Here is a 25726-nt window from a genome sequence, read left to right as displayed (position 1 = left end):
CCGGTGTGTGCTGGCCCGCACGCGCTGTCCGCCCAACAGAACGCCCTGACCGGATGGGTAGGATGAAACACTCCGCCTCTTCGCTAGGGATGATCTGTGGATAACGAGTCGGCCCGTACGGTCCCGCTGGGTCTCACCTTTGATGACGTGCTGCTGCAGCCCGGCGAATCGGACGTCGTGCCGAGCCGCGTCAACACGATCACCCGGTTGACCCGCAACGTCGAGCTCTCCATCCCGCTGCTCTCCAGCGCCATGGACACGGTGACCGAGTCGCGGATGGCGATCGCGATGGCCCGCCAGGGCGGCATCGGCGTGCTGCACCGCAACCTCTCGCTCGAGGAGCAGGCCGCCCAGGTCGACCTCGTGAAGCGCTCCGAGTCCGGGATGATCACCAACCCGGTCACCTGCAGCCCCGACGACACCCTGCGCGAGGTGGACCAGCTCTGCGGGCGCTACCGCATCTCCGGCCTGCCGGTCGTCGACGCCGACGGCGTGCTCGTCGGCATCGTCACCAACCGCGACATGCGCTTCGTCACCGACGACAGCGTCAAGGCGCACGAGGTCATGACGAAGGCGCCGTTGATCTCCGCGCCGGTCGGGGTCGACAAGGAGGAGGCCCTCGCGCTGCTGCAGCGGCACAAGATCGAGAAGCTGCCGCTGGTCGACGACGCGGGCCGGCTGCGCGGACTGATCACGGTCAAGGACTTCACCAAGAGCGAGCAGTACCCGCGCGCCGCCAAGGACGCGCAGGGCCGGCTCCGGGTCGCCGCGGCGGTCGGCGTCGGTGAGGACGCCTACAAGCGGGCCCGGGCCCTGATCGACGCGGGCGTCGACGTGGTCATCGTGGACACCGCGCACGGCCACCAGCGCGCCGTGCTCGAGATGGTCTCCCGGCTGAAGAAGGACACCGCCATCGACATCGTCGGCGGCAACATCGCGACGTACGCGGGCGCCAAGGCCCTCGTCGACGCGGGCGCCGACGCGGTCAAGGTCGGCGTCGGCCCCGGCGCGATCTGCACCACCCGGATCGTCGCGGGTGTCGGCGTGCCGCAGATCACCGCGATCATGGAGGCCGCCCGGGCCTGCCGCCCGGCGGGCGTACCGGTCATCGCCGACGGCGGCATCCAGTACTCCGGCGACATCGCCAAGGCGATCGTGGCCGGCGCCGACACCGTGATGCTCGGCGGGCTGCTGGCCGGCTCCGAGGAGAGCCCCGGCGACCTGATCTTCATCAACGGCAAGCAGTTCAAGACCTACCGCGGCATGGGCTCGCTGGGCGCCATGCAGTCCCGGGGCCAGGCGAAGTCCTACTCCAAGGACCGCTACTTCCAGCAGGACGTCACCGAGGACAAGCTGGTACCCGAGGGCGTCGAGGGGCAGGTACCCTACCGCGGCCCGCTGTCGCGCGTGGCGCACCAGCTCGTCGGTGGCCTGCGCGCGGCGATGGGTTACGTCGGCGCCGAGACGATCCCCGATTTGCAGGAGCGGGGGCAGCTCATCAGGATTACCGCGGCAGGCCTCAAGGAGAGCCACCCGCACGACATCCAGATGACCGTCGAGGCACCTAACTACCACTCCCGCTAAAAGGGGTTTGAAGCATGCGTGACGTCGTGGAGATCGGCCTCGGCAAGACCGCCCAACGCGGCTACCACCTGGACGACATCGCGATCGTCCCGAGCCGCCGCACCCGCGACGTGGACGACGTGTCCACCGACTGGCGCCTCGACGCGTACCCGTTCAAGATCCCGTGTGTCGCGCACCCGTCGGACGCGACGATGAGCCCGGCGTCGGCGATCGCCCTGGGCCGCCTCGGCGGCCTCGGCGTACTCAACGCCGAGGGCCTCTGGACCCGCTACGAGGACCCGACCAAGATCCTCGAGGAGCTGGCCTCGCTCGACGAGGAGGCCGACGCCACCAAGCGCCTCCAGGAGGTCTACTCCGAGCCGATCCGGCCCGAGCTGATCGCCGAGCGGGTCCGCGCCATGCGCGACGGCGGCGTGACCGTCGCCGTCCGGGTGTCGCCGCAGCACACGCTGGCGCTGGCGCCGGTGATCCTCGACGCGGGCGTCGACCTGCTGGTCATCCAGGGCACGCTGGTCTCGGCCGAGCACGTGTCCACCACGGACGAGCCGCTGAACCTGAAGGAGTTCATCGCCGATCTCGACCTGCCGGTCATCGTCGGCGGCTGCACCGACTACAAGACGGCGCTGCACCTGATGCGCACCGGCGCGGCCGGGGTCATCGTCGGCATAGGCGCGGACGAGTGGTCCACGACGGACACCGTCCTCGGCATCCGGGTCCCGATGGCCACCGCGATCGCGGACGCCGCGGCCGCGCGCCGCGACTACCTGGACGAGACCGGCGGCCGCTACGTGCACCTGATCGCCGACGGCGGCATCCAGACCTCGGGCGACATCGCGAAGGCGATCGGCTGCGGCGCCGACGCGGTGATGCTGGGCGAGCCGCTCTCGCTCGCCGAGGGCGCGCCGGCGGGCGGCGCGTGGTGGCACTCGGCGGCGAGCCACCCGAGCCTGCCGCGCGGCGGCTTCTGCATCGCGGGCGAGCCGGACGGCACCCTCGAGGAGCTGCTCTACGGCCCGGCCGACCGGCCCGACGGCCAGCTGAACCTCTTCGGCGGCCTCCGCCGGGCCATGGCGAAGTGCGGTTACCACGACGTCAAGGAGTTCCAGAAGGTCTCGCTGGTCCTCGACCGCTGAGGATCGGACACACATGCACAGGGCACGAGGTTGGGTCGCGGCCGTCGCGGTGCTGGCACTGGCCGGCTGCACCGACGCGGTCGTGCCCTCGTCGGCGCCCTCGGCGTCGGCCTCGACGGCGCCCAGCTTCGCGGCGGGCGCTCCGGGCGCCGGGGATCCGTACTTTCCGACGTACGGCAACGGCGGCTACGACGTCCGCGACTACGACCTGAAACTGCGCTACGACCCGGCCGGCAACGAGCTGAGCGGCACCGCGACGATCACCGCGACCGCCACGCAGGACCTCTCGCGGTTCAACCTCGATCTCGCGTTCCTCACCGCCCGCAAGGTGACCGTCGACGGCCGGGCCGCCAAAAGCCGGGCCGACGGGAACGAGCTGGTGATCACGCCCGCGGCCGGCCTCGCCACCGGCGCGGGCTTCACCGTCGTCGTCGACTACGGCGGCAAGCCGCAGGCGCTGAACAACAAGACGCTCGGCGTCGGCGGGTGGCTGACCACCCAGGACGGTGCCTTCGCCCTCGGCCAGCCGGAGTCCGCGAGCACCTGGTTCCCGGTCAACGACCACCCGTCGGACAAGGCCACGTTCTCGCTGGCCATGACGGTTCCCGACGGGGTGGAGGCGATCAGCAACGGCGTGCCCGGCGCGCGCCGCACCGCCGCCGGCTGGACCACCTGGACCTGGCGGGAGCGCAACCCGCTGGCCGGCTATCTGGCGTTCGTGGCGATCGGGCAGTACCGGATGACGGTCGGCACGCACGCCGGCCAGCCGATGATCATCGCGATCCCGGAGTCGCTGCCCGCGGACGGCAACGCCGCGCGGGCGCTGGCGCGCACCGGCGAGATCGCCGACTACCTCGCCACCCGGTTCGGGCCGTACCCGTTCGCCTCGTACGGCGGGGTCGTCCTCGACGACGACCGGGTCGGCTACGCCCTGGAGACGCAGTCGCGGCCGGTGTACGGAAACACCTTCTTCCGGGGCGGCGCCAACGCCACGGTGGTCGCGCACGAGCTGGCGCACCAGTGGTACGGCGACAGCGTCGCCCTGCGCCGCTGGCAGGACATCTGGCTCAACGAGGGCTTCGCCACGTACGCGGAATGGCTCTGGCAGGAGCACCAGGGCGAGCGGACCGTCCAGGAATCCTTCGACCGGGCCTACGCGAACTTCGACTGGAGCATCCCGACCGGCGACCCGGGCGTGGACCACCTGTTCAGCGAGGCGGTCTACGTGCGCGGCGCGATGACCGTGCAGGCCCTGCGCCGCAAGATCGGCGACGACGTGTTCTTCGCGCTGCTCAAGTCGTGGCCGGCCGAGCACCGGGACGGCAACGTCAGCACCGAGGACTTCATCGCGGCGGCCGAGAAGGCCTCCGGCAAGGACCTCGGCGACTTCTTCGAGGCCTGGCTGTTCGGCGACCGGAAACCTACTTATTGATCAGCTCGGGGTGGTCCTCGAGGTAGGCCTCGGCCGTGCCGGCCTTCGCCGCCTTGAGGAAGCCGCGGCCGACCGGGGTCAGCTGCTCGCCGATGTAGCGGCCGTTGCTGGTCACCGAGCCGCCCGGTAGCCCGACCAGGGTCAGCCGCGCCGGGTCGAGGTCGCGCAGCGCGTACGCGTACTCGAGCGCGTTGCGGTCGCCGGAGACGACCAGGGTGTCGCCGAGCGCGGTGAGTATCGACTCCGCCCGGGCCGGGTCGGCGGGCAGCCCCGCGGCCATTGCCTGGGTGAGCAGCGCCCGGATGAGCTGGCGCTGGTGGCGCGTCCGGGTGTAGTCGCCGCCGGCCGTGTAGCGCTGCCGGGCGTAGTCGATCGCCTGCCAGCCCACCAGCTTCCGGGTGCCGGGCAGGTAGGTGGCCTGCGGGCCGGTGTATCCGCCGCCGCCGGGGCGCAGCCTGCGTGGCGTGCCGTCGGGGCGGTGGTGCTGCGAGACGACCTTCTGATCGATCTTCAGGGTGACGCCGCCGAGCGCGTCGGTCAGCCTGCTGAGTCCGCCGAAGGTCAGGATCGCGCCCGCGTCGAAGCCGTCGACGCCGGTGTAGTCCGAGATCGTCCGCGAGAGCAGCTCGTAGCCCTGCGCCACGTCGGCCTTGTCGGTGCCCCGCACCTTCGCACCGGAGCTCATCGCCTCGGTGAGCTTGCGCCGCCCGCCGTCGTACCCGTTGGCCTTGAACGCGGGCACGTCCACCCGGAGGTCCCGGGGCAGCGAGTAGAGATAGCCGGACTTGAGATCCTCGTTGATGTGCATCACCATGATCGCGTCCGCGTGCGGCTGCCAGTCCGGGATGCTCACCCGGGTGTCGACGCCGACCACCAGCAGGTCGAGCGGGCCGGTGATGTCGGCGCCGGGCGACGGCGCCGGGCTGGTCGCGGTCGGCGGGGCCGGCTGCGCCGAGGCGGCTCCCGGACCGGGCATGACCTGCGGATCCGGCTCGTCGTCGCCGCCGCGCAGCGCCGCGACGATCCCCACCCCGGCCAGCATCAGCACCACCGTCACCGCGCCGACTATCGTCCAGATGAGCTTGGTTGTCCGCATGCTGGAACAGTAAGCGACGACTTCACACTGCTCAATGCCGCGACTTCTCGCGTTTTGGTACGTGCTGTCGAATCGGATAGATCAGCCGTACGCTGACCGCCGCGATTCGCCGTGGCGGTGGGTCGATCACGGGGAGGCTCGGCCCACATGAAGTTGTTCTCGCGGCGGATAGCCGTCGGTGCGCTGTCGGCGACGGTGGTCGTGTCGATGGCCGGGGTGTCGACCTGGGCGATGGCGGCGGACACCGCCGTCTTGCCGGTGCGGCTCGTCGTCGGTCTCAAGGCCGGCGCTCCCGAGACCGTGACCGCGGCGGGGACCGTGCAGGCGATGGGCATCCGGTCGATGGACGTCGCCGCGCCCGCGCAGAGGGCCATGGAGGCCCTGCGCGCGCAGACGATGGAGGTGCCTGCCGCGCGCAAGGCGTGGGTCATCGCGGCCCTCAAGAAGGACCCGAACGTCGCCTACGTCGAGATCGACCGGGCGCGCACGGTGGTCGACGTGACCCCGAACGACCCGCAGTACATCGCCGGGAACCAGCCCGAGATCGACACGGTCAAGCTGCCGGCCGCGTGGGACACCACGAAGGGTTCCGCGGTCAAGGTCGCCGTGCTGGACACCGGGGTGAACGCCGTCGGTGACCTGGCCGGCGCGGTGCTGCCCGGCTACAACTACGTCAGCAACAACACCAAGACCGCCGACGACCACGGCCACGGCACCATGGTGTCCTCGCTGATCGCCGCCCGCGGCGACAACGCCGCCGGCATGGCCGGCGCCTGCTGGGGCTGCGCCATCCTGCCGGTGAAGGTGCTCGACCGGAAGGGCAGCGGCTACGACAGCGACGTCGCCAAGGGCATCGTCTGGGCCACCGACAACGGCGCGAAGATCATCAACATGTCGCTCGGCGGCGTGGACTACGCGCAGGTCCTCGCCGACGCGGTCGCCTACGCCAACCGCAAGGGCGTGCTGGTCGTCGCCGCCGCCGGCAACGAGCACACCAGCCTCAAGTCCTACCCGGCGGCGCTGCCGAACGTGCTCGCCGTCGGCGCCACCGTGCGCGGCTCGGACGCGCGCGCCGCCTACTCCAACTACGGCCCCGCCTGGGTCGACATGGCCGCACCGGGCCAGGTCCTGGTTCAGAGAGGCGCCAAGTTCGAGGTCCTCGAGGGCACCTCGTTCGCGGCGCCGATGGTCGCCGGGGCGGCCGCCCTGGTCAAGTCGCACCACCCGGCGTACACGGGCTGGTCGATGACGCGCGCGATGACGCTTTCGGCCCGCCCGCTGGACGCCAACGGCGACGGCGCGCACGACGCCTGGACGCAGTACGGCATGCTCGACGCCGCCAAGGCGCTGACCATCGACACCGACCTGGCCCCGCCGAACATCACCGGCATCTCGTCCCCGGCCGCGAACGCGCGGGTGCGCGGCAAGATCAACGTCACGCCGACCGGCATCGGCGACGCCTGGTCCGGGGTCCGCAACGTCTACCTCTACGTGGACGGCGTCTACAAGGCGCAGGACTGGACCGCGCCGTACGTGCTGCCTTACAACACCGCCGGCCGCAACGGCGCGGTCAAGATGCAGGTGCGGGTCTACGACAAGGCCGGCAACCGCACCAACTACGAACGCACGATCATCGCGGACAACACGGCTCCGACCGTGAAGATCACCAGCGGGCCGAAGAACAAGGCGAAGGTCAAGGGCACCGTCAAGATCGCGGTCAGCGCCTCCGACAAGTACGGCCTGCGCCGGGTGGAGTTGCTGATCAACGGCAAGGTGATCCAGAAGGACACCGCCGCGGCGTACAAGTTCAGCTTCAAGGCCTCCAAGCAGCCGAAGAAGATGAAGGTGCAGATCCGGGCGATCGACCTGGTCGGCAACGTCAAGTACGCGACGACGCGCAACTACACGCGCTGACCCGATCTTCCGCGGCAGGCCCTCACCGAGCGCTCCCGGTGAGGGCCTGCTGCTACCCAGGCGCAACCGACACGGTTCGGCGTCTCCAACGGGCGAGGCCCACCGTTGCTGGATGTCTGTGCTACGGGTGCTGGTCGTCGGTCTCCTGGTGGGTGGCGTCGCGCTGACGGGCGGTCCGGCCGTCGCGGCGCCGGCGGACGAGGCGCCGGTCTCGCTGATCGTCGGCCTGCACGGCGGCGGCGACGTGGTCGCCTCCCTCGATCGCCGGGTCGACGTCCTCGACAGCGAGCGGCTCGCCGGTGCCGGCGCGGTCACCGTCGACGTCCCCGCCGGCCAGGTCACCGAGGCCGCCGACGCGCTGCGGGCGGACCCGGCCGTCGCGTACGTGGAGCGGGACCAGATCGCCCGGATCGCCGCCGTCACCCCCGCCGACCCGTACTACTCCCAGCAGTGGGGGATCGACCGCGCCGGCGTCGCCCGAGCCTGGGAGACGACCCGAGGGGCCGGCGGCGTGGTCGTCGCCGTGGTGGACACCGGGGTGCGCAAGCTGCCCGACTTCGCCGGGCGGGTGCTGCCTGGCCGCGACTTCGTCAACGGCGACGGCAACGCCGACGACGACCAGGGGCACGGCACGATGGCCGCCGGCGTGATCGCCGCGGGCGGCGACGACGGCGTCGGCATCGCCGGCATCTGCTGGAACTGCAAGATCCTGCCGGTCAAGGTGCTCGACGCCCACGGCGCCGGCAGCTACAGCGACATCGCCGAGGGCATCCGCTGGTCCGCCGACCAGGGCGCGGACGTCATCAACCTGTCGCTGGGCGGCACGGCGGACAGCCGGCTGCTGCGCGACGCCGTCGCATACGCCACCGGCAAGGGCGCGCTCGTGATCGCGGCGGCCGGCAACAGCGGGACGTCGAAGCCGACCTACCCGGCCGCGGCGCCGTCGGCGCTCGCCGTGGGCGCCTCCACCGCCGAGGACGCCCGCTACTCCTGGTCGAGCTACGGCAGCGGGTGGGTCGACATCGCGGCGCCCGGCTGCAACCCCGCGCAGGAGCGCGGCGGCGCGGTCAGCCAGTTCTGCGGCACCTCGTCGGCCGCCCCGTTCGTGGCCGGCGTCGCCGCACTGCTCGCCTCGACCACCCCGACGCCGACGGCCGAGACCATGCGGACGGCGCTGACGACGTCCGCCACCCGGCTGTCCGGCGGCTGGGTCGCCGCCGGCTCCGGCCGGGTCGACGCCGCGGCCGCCCTCGCCGCCCTGCCGGTCGCCGACGACCACGTGGCGCCGGCCGTGTCCTTCACCTCGCCGAGCGGCAACGCGCTGGTCCGGGGCACGGTCACGGTCTCGGCCCGGGCCACCGACGACGTCGGCATCGCCAAGGTGCAACTGCTCGCCGACGGCGTGGTGGTCGGCACCGACCGGGTGGCGCCGTACGCCGTCTCGTGGCGGACCTCCGGCCGCGGCCGGACCGTGACGCTCGGGCTGCGCGCGTACGACCGCGGCGGCAATGTGGTGAACGCCACCCGCTCGGTGACCGTCGACAACTGGGGGCCATCGGTCCGGATCACCGGTGGTCCGGCCGGCGGGACCCGCAAGGTCCGCAAGACCAGGTACGTCTCCGCGGCGGCCGCCGACAGCCACGGGATCAGCCGGATGGAACTGCTGGTCAACGGCAAGGTCACCCAACGGTACGCGGGCAGCGCCCGCAGGTTCGGCGTGCAGACGTGGAAGCACGGCAAGGCCATGACCGTGCAGGTGCGCGCCTACGACAGGGCCGGGAACGTCCGGTACGCCCCGGCCCGGAAGTGGTACCGCTGACGCCGGTAAACTCGCGCGACATGACTACACCGCGTCCGGTTCTTGTCGTCGACTTCGGCGCTCAATACGCCCAGCTGATCGCCCGACGGGTCCGCGAGGCGCGGGTCTATTCCGAGATCGTGCCGCACTCGATGCCAGTCGCGGAGATGCTCGCCCGGAACCCGGCGGCGATCATCCTGTCCGGCGGGCCGTCGAGTGTGTACGAGCCCGGCGCGCCGTCGCTCGACCCGGCGCTGTTCGACAACGACGTGCCGGTCTTCGGCATCTGCTACGGCTTCCAGGCGATGGCGCAGGCGCTGGGCGGCACCGTCGCGCACTCCGGCGCCCGGGAGTACGGCCGCACCGTGCTCACCCCGCTGGCCGAGCCCGGCAAGCTGCTGCGCGAGCTCCCCGCGGACCTGCCGGTCTGGATGTCGCACGGCGACGCGGTGACCGAGGCGCCGGCGGGCTTCGCCGTGACCGCCTCCTCGGCGGGCGCGCCGGTCGCCGCGTTCGAGAGCCTGGCGACCCGCCGGGCGGGCGTGCAGTTCCACCCCGAGGTGGCGCACACCCAGCAGGGGCAGGAGATGCTCCAGCGCTTCCTCTACGACATCGCCGGCATCGAGCCGACCTGGACGTCCTCCAACATCATCGACGACCAGGTCGCCGCGATCCGCGAGCAGGTCGGCGACCGGCAGGTCATCTGCGGCCTGTCCGGCGGCGTCGACTCGGCGGTGGCCGCGGCGCTGGTGCACCGGGCGATCGGCGACCAGCTCACCTGCGTCTTCGTCGACCACGGGCTGCTGCGCGCCGGCGAGGCCGAGCAGGTCGAGAAGGACTACGTCGCGGCGACCGGCATCCGCCTCAAGGTCGTCGACGCCGCCGAGACCTTCCTGGGTCACCTGGCCGGCGTCACCGATCCCGAGCAGAAGCGCAAGATCATCGGCCGGGAGTTCATCCGCGCGTTCGAGGCGGCGGCCCGCGAGCTCGACGCCGAGCGGCACGTCGAGTTCCTGGTGCAGGGCACGCTCTACCCGGACGTGGTCGAGTCCGGCGGCGGCACCGGCACGGCCAACATCAAGTCTCACCACAACGTCGGCGGCCTGCCGGACGACCTGCAGTTCGCGCTGATCGAGCCGCTGCGCACCCTGTTCAAGGACGAGGTGCGCGCGCTCGGCGCCGAGCTGGGCCTGCCCGAGGAGATCGTCCAGCGGCACCCGTTCCCGGGCCCCGGCCTGGCGATCCGGATCATCGGCGCGGTCGACCGGCACCGGCTCGACGTGCTGCGCGCCGCGGACCTGATCGCCCGCGAGGAGCTGACCGCGGCCGGCCTGGACCGCGACGTGTGGCAGTTCCCGGTGGTCCTGCTGGCCGACGTGCGCAGCGTCGGCGTGCAGGGCGACGGCCGGACCTACGGGCACCCCGTCGTGCTGCGGCCGGTCTCCAGCGAGGACGCCATGACGGCGGACTGGTCGCGCCTGCCGTACGAGGTCATCGCCAAGATCTCGACCCGCGTGACCAACGAGGTGCCCGAGGTCAACCGGGTTGTCCTCGACGTGACCAGCAAGCCGCCGGGCACCATCGAGTGGGAGTAGGGGCCGCGGTCTCCCGCGGCCGGCACCGTCATGCGGCCGGCGGCTGACCCCAGGTCGGGTCGGCCGGGTCGCGCCACGGCGGCGCGGCCGGGGCGGCCGGCGCGGGCTCCTCGGGCATCAGGAACCAGGCGATCGGGTACACGAGCAGGCCCGCGCCCCAGGTGAGGGCGACGAGCACGCCGAAGCCGACCCGGACGAGCACCGGGTCGACGTTGAGGTATCGGCCGATCCCGCTGCAGACGCCCGCCACGATGCGGTCGTCCAGCGGTCGGCGGAGCTGCTTGTACGGGGCGATGGTGGGCTGAGTCATGACCCAAGAGTGCGGCGGAAGGTCCCCTCGCCGCCTCGGTGAGAGCCCCGATTCCGACCCTGATTCGCCCTACCGAGATGGGTGATTCGGGGGTTTGCTGTCTGTTATCGCCCGGGTGCGCTCAGTGCGGAGAACCGCCCTGATCAGCGATTACTGTGGGCTATCGTCCTGTCAGGAATCCGACAGTCGATTTCTGGAGGTCACATAATCCGGGCAGAATGCCGCCCGTGACCCCCGCTCTCGAGCCGCTCCGCAGGATCGCGGCCTACGCCGTCGCGACCGATCCCCAAGGCCGCGTCCTACTCGTCCGCGCCTCGGCCCGCTCCGGCACGCCCGGCGTGTGGTCGCTGCCCGGCGGGGCCGTCGATCACGGCGAGGACCCGAACCACACCGTCGTCCGCGAGACCGCCGCGGAGACCGGGCTGTCCGTCGCCGTCGCCGGCCTGCGCGACGTGCTGGCCGACATGAGGTCGCTGCCGCACCGCGGCGTCACCATCCACACCGACCGCCTCGTCTACGAGGTGTCGATCCGTGGTGGCAACCTCTGCGACCGGGTGGGCCAGCCGACCGACCTGGCCCGCTGGCACACCCTCGAGGAGGCGGAGCGGCTGCGCCTGCGGCCGTTCACCGCCGCCGCCCTCGGCCTCTCGGCGGCCTCCGCCGACCTGCGGCCCGAGGAGGTGCCGGAGTTCCCGTCCTTCTACGCCGTCGCCGGTCCGGACGGGCTGCACCGCGCGCAGCGCTTCGCGGCGTACGCGATCGCCACCGACCCGCGGGACCGCCTGCTGCTCACCCGCATCGCGAAGGGGTATCCCGGCGAGGGCCGCTGGCACCTGCCCGGCGGCGGCACCGACTACGGCGAGCAGCCCGGCACCGCCCTGATCCGCGAGCTGGTCGAGGAGACCGGCCAGGTGGGCCGCCTGGTCGAGCTGCTCGGCGTCGCCAGCCACCGGGACGCGGCGTCGCTGGGCCCCGAGGGCTATCCGATCGACTGGCACGGTGTCCGCGCCTACTACCGGGTCTTCGTCGACGCGCCGACCGAGGTGGTCGTCAAGGATGTCGGCGGCTCGACCTCCGAGGCCTGCTGGATGGCGGTCGGTGCGGCCGCCGAGCTGCCCGGCGACGAGGTGACCGAGGTGACGGCCGAGGCGCTGCGGGCGGCGAGGCTAGCCTGAGGGGCGTGAAGGTCAGACGAATCGGCGCGTACGGGGTCTGCCGGGACGACTCGGGCCGGGTGCTGCTCGCCCGCAACTCCGGCCTGTCGTCGTTCCCGGGGCTGTGGACCCTGCCGGGCGGCGGCGTCGAGCAGGGCGAGGACCCCGACGACACGGTCGTCCGGGAGTTCGCCGAGGAGACGGGCCTCTCCGTGCGCGTGGCGGGCCTGGTCTCGGTGACGTCGGACGTGTTCCGGCTGCCACACACCGATACGTGGGAACACACCGACCGGATCATCTACGACGTGGAAACGGCCGGCGGCAGCCTGCGTAACGAGGCCGCCGGCACCACCGAGGCCGTCGACTGGGTGCGGCCGGAGCGGCTGCCGTTGATGCCGTTCACCGCCCGCGTGCTCGGCCTGCCCGGCGCCGCCTCCGACGTACCGGACGAGGCGGACTCCGCCGTCGCCCGCACGCCGGGGCGCGGCCAGCGCTTCGGGGCGTACGGGCTGGTCACCGACCCGGACGGCCGGGTCCTGCTCACCAAGATCGCGACCGGCTATCCGGGCGCCGGGTGCTGGCACCTGCCCGGCGGCGGCACCGACCACGGCGAGGCGCCGGAGGCGGCCGTCGCCCGGGAGCTGCTCGAGGAGACCGGGCAGCACGGACGGGTGACCGGGCTGCTGGGCATCTCGCACCGGCACGATCCGGCCGCGATAGGTCCGGAAGGGGTGCCGATCGACTGGCATGTCGTGCGGGTCCTGTTCAGGATTCTCGTCGATGCGCCGACAGAAACAGTAGTGACCGAAGCCGGCGGGTCGACGGAAGCGGCGGGGTGGTTCGACGCCGCCACCGTGCGTGATCTTCCGCTGACCGAGGTCGCGTGGGCCGCCGTCCGGCGGCTGACGGGTGGGACGACGCATCGATGACCGGCGCAGGCGGCCGGTGATCGGCCTAGGAGGCTTCGGTTAGAATCGTCACAGGGCCAGGCAGCATGGGTGCCTCCCTCGCCCGTCGAAGGAACAGAACTCAAGAGGATGTCGTTGCACACGGCGCTGAAGAGGTCTGCGAGGTCTATCGCCAAGACCGCTCGGCTATGCGATTGTGTAACCCGCCTAACATGACTGTCCGTAGACGTACGGGCGAAGGGCAGCACCCCGGAACGGCTCGAGCCGCCGGGGATTCCGACCCCAAGATGGAGGAGCACGTGCCGAGAACCCCTTGGCGCCGGCGTCGCACGACGGATAGTCCCCGTCCCGCCGGACGTCGTTGGGCAGGCCGGCTGCGCCGCGGTGGAACGATCGCGCGGCAAGCCCTTCTGGTGCGCGTGGGACGCAGGTCCGGCGAAGCCGGACGCGCCGCCACCGCCACCCGGGCCGAGGTCATTTACACCGGCACGGAGCTTCTACCCTCCCCGTACGGCCGCAGCCGTGCGCTCGCGACCCCGGACAGCCACGGCCCCGCGCCGACGGCCCAGCCGGTCATCGTCGAGGCGGACTCGGCCTCGCTGCTGCCCGGTGAGCACACGATGCGCCGCCGCGTCAGCTTCGCGCTGGTCAACGGCTGCACCCTGGCCAGCCTCGGCCTCGGGCTGCTCGCGATCTTCCTGGCCATGCAGGGCGAAACCCGGATCGCGGCCGCCTGCCTGGTGGCCTGCGTCGTCTTCGACGGTCTCGACGGTGCCCTGGCCCGCAAGCTGGGCGTCTCCAGCCCGTTCGGCGCGCAGATGGACTCGCTGGCCGACATGTGCTCGTTCGGCCTGGCCGCGCCCGTCGTGGTCTACGCCTCGCTCGCGCACACCGTGCCGACCGCGTTCGCCGCGGTGGCCTGCATGCTGGTGGCCGGCTGCGCCGCGATCCGGCTGGCCCGCTTCAACGTCTCGCCCAAGGACGGCCGGTTCTTCTCCGGCGTGCCGACGACGATGGCCGCCGCGGTGCTGGCCCTCGCGGTGCTGATCGGTCTGCCGCTGCCCGGCGAGGTGGTGCTGGGTGGGGTGGCGCTGATGGCGTTCGCGATGGTCTCCAGCTTCCCGTACGCCAAGCTGGCCCGGCTCGTGAAGCTGCCGCCGTGGCTGTGGCTGCTGCCGATCGTGGGCGCCCTGGTGGACGCGCGCCTGACGTTCGTGCTGGTCGTCGCCGCTTACCTGTTCAGCGGCCCGGTGCTGTGGCTGAAAACCCGCCGCGCCGTCTGACGTCCGCTCTCATCGGAAAGGCCGCCTGCCCCGGCTGGGGTAGGCGGCCTTTTCCGTGTTCGGCGGGTGTGGGTCAGATCCAGCGAGCGATCACGGAGCTGGCGCCGATGACCTTGTCGCCGACCGCGACGGTGGCCTCGGCCTTGTCCGCCGGCAGGTAGACGTCCGTGCGGGAGCCGAAGCGGATCAGCCCCATTCGCTCGCCGCGGGCCACCAGGGTGCCCACCGGGGTGCGCTGCACGATCCGGCGGGCGATCAGGCCGGTCCGCTGGGCCACGGCGACCGTGCCGTGGTCGGTGTCCAGCACCGTGTACGCCGCGACGTTGTGCTCGGCGGCCGCGGTCATCGCGTTCGCGTAGCCGCCGTCGATGACGAAGTAGTCCGTGACCCGGCCGGCCACCGGCACACGGTTGACGTGCACGTCGAGCACCGACAGGAAGACCGCGACGCGCAGGAACTCGCCCTCGCCGAGGCGCTCGTCGGTCAGGCGCTCCACCGACAGCACCTTGCCGTCGCTGGCCGCGACGATCGCGTTCGAGTCGGCGGGGATGTCGCGCTCCGGGTCGCGGAAGAACGCCGCGACCGGAAGCGCGGCCAGGGCCGGGATCAGCCACAGCTTCGACTTGGGGCGGGCGCCGCGGGCCAGCGCGGCCAGGCCTAGCGCGATGCCGGCCGCGGCGACGCCGTTCGAGTCGATGTGCATCGTGCGGGTCACCGGCACGCTGGACGGGCGGTAGGCCGGCGCCAGGGTGGCGGCCACCCGGGTGTCGGCCTGGCTGAAGCGCAGCCGGTGCACGCGCAGCGGTGGCTGGTTGCGGGCCACCAGGTCGGTGCCGACCCCGAAGAGGGCGCTCTGCCGGAACAGCTCGGCGGCCGCGCCGCCGGTGCGCCCGGGCACGGCGGGAACCGCGACGGAGACGACCGCGCCCTCGGTGAGGTACTTACCCAGGCTGTCGAGCACCGCGCGGGTCTCGTCGGCGGTGCCGGTCAGCGGCTCGCCGAGGATGACGACGTCGGCCGGGGTGGCCTCGGCCAGCGAGTCCAGGATCCGGACCCGGTCCGAGACCCAGCTGCCCAGCCCGGCGATGTGGTCGCGGAGCAGGTCGGCGGTGCTGCGCACGCCCGCGACCAGGGTCAGGTTGTCGCCGGGCAGCAGCGCCTCGATGGCGGCGGCCACCACGGCCGAGGCGTGGTCGGCCCCGATGACCAGGGCGCTGGTTGCGGCGTTGTGGCGGGCGAACTCGGCGGTAAGGGCGCGGGCGGCGCGCGGGCCGACGCCGGTCACAGGCGCGGTGGACACGACGGGAAACGACGTCATGACGGTACGGGCTCCTCGCGCTGTCGGATTTCCTCTGCTCGAAGAGCATATGGCGCCGTCCGCAGGCCTCACCCGTTGGTGTGACCTGCGGACGGTGCGTTCTGGTTCAGTCGCGCTGCGGTAGCTCGCCGGTGTCCTCATCCGTCACCGGCGCCTCCTCCGCCACCGGCGCGGGCGGCGCCGATGCGGGCTTCGGCGCGGAAGGTGCCGGCGGCGTGGAGACCGGGTGCTTGAGGTACGCCGGGTTCAGGTCGGTCCGGTCCGCCGGGTTGTGCAGCAGCTCGCGCACGATGTCGGCGTGCATGCCGGGTGGCAGGTCGCTGCCGGGCGTCTCCACCTCGGCCTCGGCCTGAACCGCGGCGGGCACCTCGGCGCGCTTGCCGGAGCGGATCGCGCCGAGCAGCCCGAGCACCCCGAACAGGATCAGCCCGCCGGCCACCAGCCAGCCCGCGGCGGGCAGCTGGACCGAGGTCACCCGGGTGACCGCCCACCAGGCCGCGACCAGCAGGAAGATCAGGCCGAAGCTCAGCGAAATGCCGTCGGTACGGTGCGGCCTCATCGGGCAACCTCCACGTCGCCGGTGTTCATCTCGATGTTCAGCCGCAGCTTGCCGCCGCCGGCGCCGTCCGCGCCCAGGTCGGTGACCTCCTGCGTCTGAAGGTCGCTGCCCTCCCACTGGCGGCCGAAGATCTCCGCCCGGCCGCCGTCCATCTGGACGGTCGTGGTGGTGTCGACGTTGTCGGGGAGCAGGATCCGCAGCTGGCCGAGCTTCATCGCGACGGTGGTGACCTGATCCTGGCCGGTGAAGTCGACCGCGCGCAGGTCCAGGGTGGCCGTACCGATGGTGAAGTCGTAGCGGTCCGCGACCGCGTCGATGCTCTGCGGCCGGTATGAGCTGTTGCCCAGCTCGCCGCCCCAGCTCTCGGCGCCGCTGGAGACCGCGAGGCCCAGGCAGGCCAGGATCGCCAGGAAGATGAGCCCGCGGGACCGGCCGAACCAGGTGCCGACGATCAGGCCGAGGGCGATGGTGGTGAGCGCGGCCGCGAAGTAGGCCGAGACCGACACGTCGACGCCGGCGAGGTCGATCAGGGCCAGCAGGCCCATGACCATCACGATCATGAAGAACGTGATGCGGCCGAGCTTCGAGCGCTCCCGGGGCGGCTTGGGCGGCCGCTGCCTCGGCGGCGCCGGCGGGTGCACCGCCGGACCGGCACTCTGATGCGCCCAGGGGCCGTGCGGGGCGAACGGCGGCCGGTAGCCGCCCGGCGGCGGCGCGTACGCCGTGCTGGGCGGGATGTACGCCGCCTGCGTGTATCCGGGCGGCGGGGTGGCGGGCGGGCTGTAGTTCGGTGGCCGGGGCGGCAGCGGCGCGGTCACCGGTTCGCCGGCCGGTGCGGGCGCGGCCGGGAACGCCGCGGTCCGCTCTTCGTCCGGCGCAGCCGCAGGGGGCGCTGCCGGTGCCGAGGGAAAGGTCGCGGCGCTCGCCGCCGACCACGGCCCGTCCGGCGCCGGGTCCGGCGCCGCGGCCCTGGCGTTCGCGTTGAGCCTGCCGTTGCGCTTGAGCACCAGCGCGCCGCAGGCCAGGACCGCCGCGGCCAGCAGGGTCGCCCGCAGGCCGTCCCGGACGACGAACGCGAAGGTCAGCACGGCGGCCGCGCTCACCAGCACGATCGACAGCGGGGTCATCGCCGAGCGGCCGCGGCCGAGCAGCGACTCGACGGGGGAGCCGGTGTCGCCCTCGGCCGGGGTCAGCAGCCAGGTGACCAGGTAGATCAGCACACCGACGCCGCCGAAGAAGCTGAGCACGGCCAGCACCACGCGCCAGAGCACCGGGTCGGTGTTGGTGGCGTTGGCGATCGCGCCGGAGACGCCGGCGAGGTACCGGCCGCGGGTCGGCCGGATCAGCTTCTCCCGGGAGAAGGTCGGCCCGTCCGGCCCGCCGAACCACGGCGGCGGCTCGGCGCCGGGAGGCGCGGCGGCGCCCGGCGGCGGCGGAGGGGGCGGGTCCGACTCGGTCGGCGCGTCCGTGGCCGGCGGCTCGTATGCCGCGGGCGGAGGGTCGGACGGCGGAGGTACGGCGGAAGGTGCCGGAGCGTCCTGCGACGACCCGGCAGCTTCGCGGGACTGGGCAGCTTCGTCGGTCATGCCTTCGATACTGGTCGCACCCCCACCCGAACCGCCTCAGGCGGCGACCCTGACGCCACCCTGAGATCCGGGGGCCGTACGGATAGGGGAGTTACCCCGTGGCCGTCGTCCCCGGCTCGTGTGACGATCGAACAGGCCGGACATCGCCGTGCCCGCAGCTTGGAGGAGGAGCGATCACCGCCGCCGCCGCACCACCGCCGCGCCGCCTTTACCGGCCGCGCGACCACCGCGTCATTGCCGGGGTCGCCTCCGGTCTCGCGCGTCATCTGCGCGTTCCGGTCACGGCGGTACGTATCGCCCTGGTGCTCCTGCTCGGTTTCAACGGCCTCGGCCTGCTGCTCTACGCCGTGTTCTGGGCCGTGCTCCCGCAGCAGCTGTCGACCGGCGAGCAGCGCACCCGCCGGGACCTGGGCCTGCTGCTGCCGTTCGGCGCGATCGGCCTCGGCGTCGTGCTGCTGCAGGGCCTGCTCTTCGAGGACAACGGCGTGGCCGGCACGGCGGGCTGGCTGATCGCCGTGACGGCGGTCGGCGCCGGCGTGATCTGGCACCAGTCCGACCCGACCCGCCGGGGCCTGGTGGACAACCCGCAGGCACCCTGGCTCGCCGCGGTGGTAGCGGAGAGTGATCGCCGCTCGTTCCTGTTCCGGTTCATCGGCGGCGGCGTCCTGGTCGCGGTCGGTGTCATCGGCGTGCTGGCCGTGTACGCGCCGGCCGGCAACCTCAGCGCGGTCTTCAACGGCGTGATCTTCGCGCTGGTCGGCCTGCTCGGCGTCGGCGTCGTCATGGCGCCACTGCTCTGGCGCACCTTCAGCCAGCTCCGCTCGGAGCGCGAGGGCCGCATCCGCGAGCAGGAGCGCGCCGAGGTCGCGGCGATGATCCACGATCAGGTGCTGCACACGCTCGCGCTGATCCAGCGCAACTCGACGGACATCAAAGAGGTCCAGCGGCTGGCCCGCGGCCAGGAACGCAGCCTGCGCAACTGGCTGTACAAGCCGATGGCGTCGCCGACCGAGCGGTTCGCGGCGGCGCTCGAGCAGGCGGCCGCCGAGGTCGAGGACACCTACGCGATCTCGGTCGAGGCCGTGGTGGTCGGCGATACGGAGTGTGACGACCGGGTCGCCGCGCTGGTCGCCGCCGCGCGCGAGGCGCTGGTGAACGCGGCCCGCCACTCCGGGGTGGAGACCGTGTCGCTCTACGCGGAGGTCGAGGCCGAGGAGCTCAGCGTGTTCGTCCGCGACCGCGGTGCCGGTTTCGACCCCGACGGGGTGGAGGATACGAGGCACGGCGTCCGTGGCTCGATCGTCGGGCGGATGCGGCGGCACGGCGGCAGGGCCGAGATCCGCAGCGCGCCCGGCGACGGCACCGAGGTACGCCTGACGCTGCCCGCCTCGCGGGAGAGCGTCACCGCCGGAAAGGAGAACGCACGATGACCGAGCCCGCAGCCGAGGAGAACCGGCGGCTCACCGTCTTCCTCGTCGACGACCACGCGATGTTCCGGGCCGGCGTCCGCGCCGAGCTCGGGGTGCACGTCGAGGTGGTCGGCGAGGCCAGTTCCGTGGCGGAGGCGGTCGCCCGGATCGCCGCGACCTCCCCGGACGTGGTCCTGCTCGACGTGCACATGCCCGACGGCGGTGGCCGCGCGGTGCTCGACGCGATGCGGCGTACGCATCCGCAGGTGAAGTTCCTGGCCCTCTCCGTCTCCGACGCCGCCGAGGACGTGATAGGCCTGATCAGGGCCGGTGCCCGCGGCTACGTGACGAAGACGATCTCGCCGGACGAGCTCGCCGCGGCGATCAGGCGGGTGGCCGACGGCGACGCGGTGTTCAGCCCGCGCCTCGCCGGTTTCGTGCTGGACGCGTTCGCGTCGCGCCCGGACGTGCCCGTCGCGGATCCCGAGCTGGACCAGCTCACCAACCGCGAGCGCGAGGTGCTGCGGCTGCTCGCCCGGGGCTACGCGTACAAGGAAATTGCGAAGGAGCTGTACATCTCCATAAAGACGGTTGAGACCCACGTCTCAAACGTGCTCCGAAAGCTACAGATGTCCAACCGCTATGAGCTTTCGAGGTGGGCGGCCGATCGTCGACTGGTCTAGGGGTACTCAACCGTCCGGACAGGTATGTTTGCCCTAGGTAGGGCAAACCGGACGTAGTGACTACTGATAGTTACCTGAGAACTACACTTGACCTTAAACGCCAGGTCAGCAGCATGTGGCTGACGGAGTAGATGATCTTCGCGCAGTGGCGGCACCGCATCGGGCTAATATCGGCTTGATAACGGCGCCGCCATGGCCTAGGGGCCCTGTGCGAAGGTGTCCTCTACTCACACAACCCCTCGTGAGCGCCCTTGAAGGAGTAACTCCCATGCTCGGGAATCGTCCATGGAAGATGGCGGTCGGCGCGACCGCCATCGCCTTGTTGGCCGCTGGCTGCTCTGGTGGTGGGTCGGATGACACCGAATCCGCCACCAACACCGTCGTCATCGGTATCGGAGAGCCGCAGCACCTGATTCCGTCGAATGCGACTGAGTCGAGTGGCGCCCAGGTCCTCTCCTCGCTGTTCTACCCCCTCATCGACTTCGACGCGCAGAGTAAGCCCGTCGAGGTCGGCGCCGAGTCGGTCACCTCGGACGACAACAAGGTCTGGACGGTGAAGCTGAAGCCGGGCTTCACGTTCAGCAATGGCGAGCCCGTCATCGCCGATAACTTCATCGACGCCTGGAACTACGGCGCGTACGGCCCCAACGGCCAGGGCGCGTCCTACTTCTACGAGCGCATCGAGGGCTACGCCGACCTCCAGTCGGTCGACCCGGACGGCGAGGACGGCCCGAAGAAGGCCCCCGAGCCCAAGGCCAAGACCCTCACCGGCCTGAAGAAGGTCGACGACACCACCTTCACGGTGACCCTGTCGGCGCCCTTCGCCGGCTGGGAGTCCGTCATGGGCTACACCGCGTTCTACCCGCTGCCGAAGGCCGCCTTCTCCGCCCCCGGCGTCATCGCCGACGGGTTCGAGGACGCGATCATCGGTAACGGCCCCTTCAAGATGAAGGGCACGTGGGAGCACGACTCCCAGATCGTGGTGGAGAAGGTCGACGGCTTCAAGGGCACCGTCCCGAAGATCGACGGCATCACCTGGAAGATCTACCAGGACCAGAAGGCGGAGTACGCCGACCTCCTCGCGGAGAACGTCGACGTCCAGACGACCATCCCGATCGAGAGCCTGGCCGCCGCGCCCGGCGACCTCGGCCCCCGCTTCCTGAAGAGCCCGAGCTCCTCGTTCGCGTTCGTCGGCTTCCCGACGTTCCAGCCGGAGTTCGCCAAGAAGGAGGTCCGGCAGGCCCTCTCCATGGCGGTCAACCGCCAGGAGATGACCGACCAGATCTTCCTCGGTTCGCAGACGCCGGCCACGTCGTTCGTGTCCCCGGTGGTTGCCGGTTACCGCGACAACACCTGCGGTGACAACTGCAAGTACGACCCGGCGAAGGCCAAGGCGCTCTACGACGCCAACGGTGGTCCCAAGAAGATCCAGATCACCTACAACGCTGACGGTGGCCACAAGGCGTGGGTCGACGCCATGTGCAACCAGATCAAGGCGTCGCTCGGCATCGAGTGCACGGGCGTCGGCGAGCCCAAGTTCGCCGACCTCCTCACCAAGGTCGAGAAGAAGGAGAAGGTCGGTCTCATCCGCCTCGGCTGGCTGATGGACTACCCGCTGATGGAGAACTACCTGGGCCCGCTGTACGGCACCGGTGGCTCCTCCAACTACTACGGCTACTCCAACCCGCAGTTCGACGCGCTGGTCAAGGAGGGCTCGGCGGCCAAGACGACCGACGAGGCCATCGCCAAGTGGCAGGCGGCCGAGGACATCCTCGCCAAGGACATGCCGGTCATCCCGCTGCGTTTCGGTCAGAACGTCTTCGGCCACTCGCAGAAGGTCAAGAATGTGAACGTCGACCTGTTCTCCAAGGTTGACCTCTACAAGATCGAAGTGAACTGATCCAAGGCCGTTAGTGCACTGGTGGCGCCACGGATTATGTGACACCGTGGCGCCACCTCTGTGTTCCCCTACTTACAGCCGCCGTGCCCACGAGGCGCGGCGGCGCATCTTCCGCGGAAGAGGCTAAATCCGTATGTTCCGCTACATCGTGCGGCGCCTACTTCAGATGGTTCTGACGTTCTTCGGAGCCACCTTCATCGTGTATGCGCTGATGTTCGCCAACCAGGACGACCCCCTCCAGGCGTTGGCGGGCGAACGGCCCCTTACCCAGAGCGTGCGCCAGGCACTGACTGAGCGCTACCACCTCGACGAGCCCTTCCTCACGCAGTACTGGTACTACATGAAGGGCATGCTCTCCGGGGACTTCGGTACCTCGCTGACCGGCCGGAAGATCAGCGACATGATGCTCCAGGCCTGGCCTGTGACCATCCGGCTGGCAATCATCGCGATGGTCATCGCCGCGACAGTCGCGGTCACCGCCGGCGTCATCTCCGGCATCCGCCGGGGCAGCATGTTCGACAACGTGACCCTGGTGATCACGCTGATCATCCTCTCCCTGCCGATCGTGGTGCTCGCCCCGATCGCACAGCTGATCTTCGCCATCAAGTTGGGCTGGTTCCCGCCGACGGCCGGCGCGCATCCGACGTTCTGGGCGCTGTTGTTGCCGGCGTTGGTCCTCGGTAGCCTCGTGATCGCGACCGAGTTGCGGGTCACCCGCTCGTCGGTCGCCGAGAACCTCCGCTCCGACTACGTTCGCACGGCCCGGGCCAAGGGTCTGTCCCGCAAGCGGGTGATCGGCGTGCACGTGCTGCGAAATTCGCTCATTCCCGTGGTGACGCTCATCGGTGTCGACATCGGCGGTCTGATGTCCGGCGCGATCGTCACCGAAGGTGTCTTCAACATTCCCGGCGTCGGGTTCAACCTCCTCCGTGGCATCAAGACCGAGGACGGCCCGCTGGTAGTCGGCTTTGTCAGCATCCTGGTGATCGTCTTCCTGGTCGTGAACCTGCTGGTCGACCTGCTGTACGCCGCCCTGGACCCGAGGATTCGTTATGAGTGATCTCGAAGCAGTAGCCGCCGTGGAGGGCCCTGCCGGCAATCCGCCGACCGAGCCGAGGCACGCCAACAAGCGCGACAAGCCCCGCAGCCTGGCCGGCGACGCCTGGATCGACCTGCGGCGCAATAAGATCTTCTGGTTCGCGTCCGTCCTGGTCGTGATCATTGTGGCGATGGCGGCCTTCCCGTCCCTGTTCGGTGCGGGAGACCCACGCGACTGTGCGCTGAGCCGCCAGTTCGGGTCGCCGAGCGGTTCGGCGTTCTTCGGGTACGACTTCCAGGGCTGTGACGTCTACGCGAAGACCATCTTCGGTGCCCGTAACTCGATCGTGGTCAGCGTGCTCGCCACCCTGCTCTCCGGCGTGATCGCCCTGATCATCGGCCTCGCCGCGGGCTTCTTCGGCAAGTCGATCGACGCGATCCTGTCGCGTTTCATCGACATCGTGCTCGGCATCCCGTTCCTGCTCGCCGCGATCGTGCTGGCCAAGCGCCTCTCGTCGGACCCGGCCAGCAACGGCGTCGTCGCGGTCACCGTCACGCTCGGCGTGCTCGGCTGGACCACGGCCGCCCGTATCATGCGGTCCGCGGTGATCACGTCCAAGAATCAGGACTACGTCGCCGCCGCCCGCATGCTCGGCGCCGGCTCGGGACGCATCATGTTCCGGCACATCCTGCCGAACTCGGTCGCCGCGTTCGTCGTCGTGCTGACGATCCTGCTGGGTACGAACATCGCCGCCGAGGCGACGCTGTCGTACCTGGGCATCGGGCTCAAGAACAGCGCCATTTCCTGGGGCATCGCGATCTCCGAGGCCGGCCCGTACGTCCGGACCGCACCCGAACCGCTCATCTGGCCGTCCATCTTCCTTGCGGCCACGGTGCTGGCCTTCATCATGCTGGGCGACGCCGTCCGCGACGCCTTCGACCCGAAGCTGCGGTGACCGCGACATGACCGATATCAAGGCTCAGATCGACGTCCTGCCCGGGCTCGATCCGCACGCACCCCTGCTCGAGGTCACCGACCTGCACGTGGAGTTCCGCACCCAGTACGGCGTCGCGCGCGCCGTCAACGGCGCGAACTTCGTGCTGTCGCCGGGCGAGACCCTCGCCATCCTCGGCGAGTCCGGCTGCGGCAAGTCCGTGACCGCTCAGGCGATCATGGGCATCCTCGACAGCCCGCCCGGCTTCATCACCAAGGGCGAGGTCAAGTACCGCGGCCTCGACCTGCTGAAGCTGTCGGAGAACGAGCGCCGCAAGGTGCGCGCCAACCAGATCGCGATGATCTTCCAGGACGCGCTGTCGGCGCTGAACCCGGTGTTCACCATCGGCTACCAGATGGCCGAGCTGTTCCGGAAGCACCGCGGCATGTCCCGCGCCGACGCCAAGCGGCGCTCGATCGAGCTGCTCGACCAGGTCAAGATCCCCGCTGCGAAGGCCCGGATCGGCGACTACCCGCACCAGTTCTCCGGCGGCATGCGCCAGCGCGTGATGATCGCGATGGCGCTGGCGCTGGACCCCGAGGTGCTGATCGCCGACGAGCCCACCACGGCGCTCGACGTCACCGTGCAGGCGCAGATCATGCGCCTGCTCGCCGAGCTCCAGCAGCAGCGCAACATGGGCCTCATCCTGATCACCCACGACATGGGCGTGGTCGCCGACGTCGCGGACCGCATCTCGGTGATGTACGCGGGCCGGGTCGTCGAGGAGGCGCCGGTCTACGACATCTACGCGCGGCCGTCCCACCCGTACACGAAGGCGCTGCTCGAGTCGATTCCGCGGCTCGACATGAAGGGCCAGCAACTCAAGGTCATCAAGGGCCTCCCGCCCGCGCTGACGGACATCCCGAAGGGCTGCGCCTTCAACCCGCGCTGCACCTACACCCAGGATGTCTGCCGGCAGGACCCGGCGCCGCAGCCGTACTTCGTCGCGCCGGGCCGCACGGCCCGTTGCCACTTCTGGAGGGAGGTCGCGGGCGAATGAGCGACCGCAACGACGTCGTGCTCGAGACCAAGAGTCTCGTGAAGCACTTCCCGATCACCCAGGGCATCGTCTTCAAGTCGAAGGTCGGCGCGGTTCGCGCGGTCGACGGCGTGGACATTCAGCTGCGCCGCGGCGAGACCCTCGGCGTCGTCGGCGAGTCAGGCTGCGGCAAGTCGACGCTGGCCAAGCTGCTGGTCGGCCTTGAGAAGCCGACCTCGGGTGCGATCAACGTCCGCGGTGAGGACATGGTCAAACTCAGCGGCGGCCGCCTGCGCCGGGCCCGCCGCAACATCCAGATGGTGCTGCAGGACCCGTACACGTCGCTGAATCCCCGCATGACGGTCGGCGACATCATCGGGGAGCCGTTCGAGATCCACCCCGAGGTCACGCCCCGCCAGGGTCGCGGCCGGGCGGTGCAGGACCTGCTCGACACGGTCGGCCTCAACCCCGACCACGTCAACCGGTACCCGCACCAGTTCTCGGGTGGTCAGCGTCAGCGCATCGGCATCGCCCGCGCGCTGGCCCTGAAGCCGGAGATCATCGTCTGCGACGAGCCGGTGTCGGCCCTCGACGTGTCGATCCAGGCGCAGGTCATGAACCTTCTCGAGCGCCTGCAGAAGGAATTCGGCCTGTCCTACATCTTCATCGCCCACGACCTGTCCGTGGTCCGCCACATCTCGACGCGGGTCGCGGTCATGTACCTGGGCAAGATCGTGGAGATCGGCAACGACCACCAGATCTACGAGCAGCCGACCCACCCGTACACCCAGGCGCTGCTCTCGGCCGTTCCGGTACCGGACCCGCGGCTGCGCGGGCGCCGGGACGAGATCGTGCTGGAGGGCGACGTCCCGTCGCCGGCCAACCCGCCGTCGGGCTGCCGGTTCCGGACCCGCTGCTGGAAGGCCCGCGCGGTCTGCGCCGAGCAGGAGCCCCTGCTGCAGATCCGGGAGCGTTCGCCGCACCCGAGCGCCTGCCACTTCGCCGAACCCCGCGACGTGGTGCACGCGGTCTGAGCACGCGCGTACGAGGAG

Annotated in this window: 21 protein-coding genes; 16 read left to right on the top strand and 5 right to left on the bottom strand. The window is 70.9% G+C overall.

Translation table 11 applies throughout. The annotated features are described in order from the left end of the window. The first annotated feature begins 96 nt into the window (after positions 1 to 96). From guaB to ACIBSW_RS33355, 3 genes are read left to right on the top strand one after another with little or no spacing between them, the layout of a single operon-like run. A complete protein-coding gene (gene guaB, locus ACIBSW_RS33365) occupies positions 97 to 1584 on the top strand; it encodes an IMP dehydrogenase (protein ID WP_354726883.1) in 1488 nt (495 codons plus the stop codon). Positions 1585 to 1598: 14 nt separating this feature from the next. Then, on the top strand, positions 1599 to 2717 hold the full coding sequence (locus ACIBSW_RS33360; RefSeq protein WP_184997580.1) for a GuaB3 family IMP dehydrogenase-related protein: 1119 nt from the start codon (positions 1599 to 1601) through the stop codon (positions 2715 to 2717). Positions 2718 to 2730: 13 nt separating this feature from the next. After that, positions 2731 to 4149 carry a M1 family metallopeptidase gene (locus ACIBSW_RS33355; RefSeq protein ID WP_354726881.1) on the top strand — a complete coding sequence of 473 codons (1419 nt, stop codon included), beginning with the start codon at positions 2731 to 2733 and terminating at the stop codon, positions 4147 to 4149. Here the strand turns inward: ACIBSW_RS33355 and ACIBSW_RS33350 are convergent. After that, on the bottom strand, positions 4139 to 5245 hold the full coding sequence (locus ACIBSW_RS33350) for an LCP family protein (protein ID WP_354726879.1): 1107 nt from the start codon (positions 5243 to 5245) through the stop codon (positions 4139 to 4141). The two genes, ACIBSW_RS33355 and ACIBSW_RS33350, sit on opposite strands and share 11 nt — an antisense overlap. 147 nt (positions 5246 to 5392) lie before the next feature. On the opposite strand from ACIBSW_RS33350, the gene ACIBSW_RS33345 reads away from it, so the two are divergent. From ACIBSW_RS33345 to guaA, 3 genes are all read left to right on the top strand, one after another. Further along, the gene (locus ACIBSW_RS33345) at positions 5393 to 7159 is read left to right on the top strand and encodes a S8 family serine peptidase (RefSeq protein WP_354726877.1); all 1767 of its coding nucleotides are present in this window, start codon (positions 5393 to 5395) and stop codon (positions 7157 to 7159) included. A 112-nt stretch (positions 7160 to 7271) separates the two neighbouring features. Beyond that, entirely contained in the window at positions 7272 to 8978 is a 1707-nt protein-coding gene (locus ACIBSW_RS33340) for a S8 family serine peptidase (RefSeq protein WP_354726875.1), read from the top strand. Between the two features lie 20 nt (positions 8979 to 8998). Next, positions 8999 to 10552, top strand: coding sequence for a glutamine-hydrolyzing GMP synthase (gene guaA / locus ACIBSW_RS33335; protein WP_354726873.1), 1554 nt, complete (start codon positions 8999 to 9001; stop codon positions 10550 to 10552). 28 nt (positions 10553 to 10580) lie between these two features. Here the strand turns inward: guaA and ACIBSW_RS33330 are convergent, their stop codons facing one another. Further along, positions 10581 to 10862, bottom strand: coding sequence for a PspC domain-containing protein (locus tag ACIBSW_RS33330; protein ID WP_354726871.1), 282 nt, complete (start codon positions 10860 to 10862; stop codon positions 10581 to 10583). Between the two features lie 227 nt (positions 10863 to 11089). Between ACIBSW_RS33330 and ACIBSW_RS33325 the strand changes: the two genes are divergently transcribed. The 3 genes from ACIBSW_RS33325 to ACIBSW_RS33315 all read left to right on the top strand — a co-directional run bounded on the left by ACIBSW_RS33325 (position 11090) and on the right by ACIBSW_RS33315 (position 14207). After that, positions 11090 to 12037 carry an NUDIX domain-containing protein gene (locus tag ACIBSW_RS33325; protein WP_354726869.1) on the top strand — a complete coding sequence of 316 codons (948 nt, stop codon included), beginning with the start codon at positions 11090 to 11092 and terminating at the stop codon, positions 12035 to 12037. A 5-nt stretch (positions 12038 to 12042) separates the two neighbouring features. Next, positions 12043 to 12945 carry an NUDIX domain-containing protein gene (locus ACIBSW_RS33320; RefSeq protein WP_354726867.1) on the top strand — a complete coding sequence of 301 codons (903 nt, stop codon included), beginning with the start codon at positions 12043 to 12045 and terminating at the stop codon, positions 12943 to 12945. Between the two features lie 353 nt (positions 12946 to 13298). Then, positions 13299 to 14207 carry a CDP-alcohol phosphatidyltransferase family protein gene (locus ACIBSW_RS33315; protein WP_354726904.1) on the top strand — a complete coding sequence of 303 codons (909 nt, stop codon included), beginning with the start codon at positions 13299 to 13301 and terminating at the stop codon, positions 14205 to 14207. Positions 14208 to 14280: 73 nt separating this feature from the next. Here the strand turns inward: ACIBSW_RS33315 and ACIBSW_RS33310 are convergent, their stop codons facing one another. From ACIBSW_RS33310 to ACIBSW_RS33300, 3 genes are all read right to left on the bottom strand, one after another. Next, positions 14281 to 15525 (bottom strand): phosphatidylserine decarboxylase, encoded by a 1245-nt coding sequence (locus ACIBSW_RS33310; protein ID WP_354726865.1) that lies wholly within the window; start codon positions 15523 to 15525, stop codon positions 14281 to 14283. Positions 15526 to 15631: 106 nt separating this feature from the next. Further along, positions 15632 to 16084, bottom strand: coding sequence for a hypothetical protein (locus ACIBSW_RS33305; protein ID WP_354726863.1), 453 nt, complete (start codon positions 16082 to 16084; stop codon positions 15632 to 15634). Continuing rightward, complete coding sequence (locus tag ACIBSW_RS33300) at positions 16081 to 17670, bottom strand: PspC domain-containing protein (protein WP_354726861.1); 1590 nt, start codon at positions 17668 to 17670, stop codon at positions 16081 to 16083. Before ACIBSW_RS33300 ends, ACIBSW_RS33305 begins: the two co-directional genes overlap by 4 nt. A 173-nt stretch (positions 17671 to 17843) precedes the next feature. Here ACIBSW_RS33300 and ACIBSW_RS33295 point away from each other — a divergent pair, with 173 nt between their 5' ends. The 7 genes from ACIBSW_RS33295 to ACIBSW_RS33265 all read left to right on the top strand — a co-directional run bounded on the left by ACIBSW_RS33295 (position 17844) and on the right by ACIBSW_RS33265 (position 25708). Beyond that, a complete protein-coding gene (locus ACIBSW_RS33295; protein ID WP_354726902.1) occupies positions 17844 to 19100 on the top strand; it encodes a PspC domain-containing protein in 1257 nt (418 codons plus the stop codon). Continuing rightward, on the top strand, positions 19097 to 19762 hold the full coding sequence (locus ACIBSW_RS33290) for a response regulator transcription factor (RefSeq protein ID WP_354726859.1): 666 nt from the start codon (positions 19097 to 19099) through the stop codon (positions 19760 to 19762). The genes ACIBSW_RS33295 and ACIBSW_RS33290 overlap by 4 nt, the downstream gene beginning before the upstream one ends. A gap of 268 nt (positions 19763 to 20030) precedes the next feature. Further along, positions 20031 to 21662 carry an ABC transporter substrate-binding protein gene (locus ACIBSW_RS33285; protein WP_354726857.1) on the top strand — a complete coding sequence of 544 codons (1632 nt, stop codon included), beginning with the start codon at positions 20031 to 20033 and terminating at the stop codon, positions 21660 to 21662. 133 nt (positions 21663 to 21795) lie between these two features. Further along, positions 21796 to 22722 (top strand): ABC transporter permease, encoded by a 927-nt coding sequence (locus ACIBSW_RS33280; RefSeq protein WP_354726855.1) that lies wholly within the window; start codon positions 21796 to 21798, stop codon positions 22720 to 22722. Further along, on the top strand, positions 22715 to 23656 hold the full coding sequence (locus tag ACIBSW_RS33275; protein WP_354726853.1) for an ABC transporter permease: 942 nt from the start codon (positions 22715 to 22717) through the stop codon (positions 23654 to 23656). The genes ACIBSW_RS33280 and ACIBSW_RS33275 overlap by 8 nt, the downstream gene beginning before the upstream one ends. Before the next feature lie 7 nt (positions 23657 to 23663). Next, positions 23664 to 24695, top strand: coding sequence for an ABC transporter ATP-binding protein (locus tag ACIBSW_RS33270; RefSeq protein ID WP_354726851.1), 1032 nt, complete (start codon positions 23664 to 23666; stop codon positions 24693 to 24695). Next, positions 24692 to 25708 (top strand): dipeptide ABC transporter ATP-binding protein, encoded by a 1017-nt coding sequence (locus ACIBSW_RS33265; RefSeq protein WP_354726849.1) that lies wholly within the window; start codon positions 24692 to 24694, stop codon positions 25706 to 25708. The genes ACIBSW_RS33270 and ACIBSW_RS33265 overlap by 4 nt, the downstream gene beginning before the upstream one ends. The last annotated feature ends 18 nt before the right edge of the window (positions 25709 to 25726 follow it).

Origin of the sequence: Actinoplanes sp. NPDC049668 (assembly GCF_044465445.1) — a bacterium.
Lineage (GTDB): Bacteria > Actinomycetota > Actinomycetes > Mycobacteriales > Micromonosporaceae > Actinoplanes.
The sequence above is the reverse complement of the archived record's forward strand: the minus strand, read 5'-3'. Positions and strand labels throughout refer to the sequence as shown.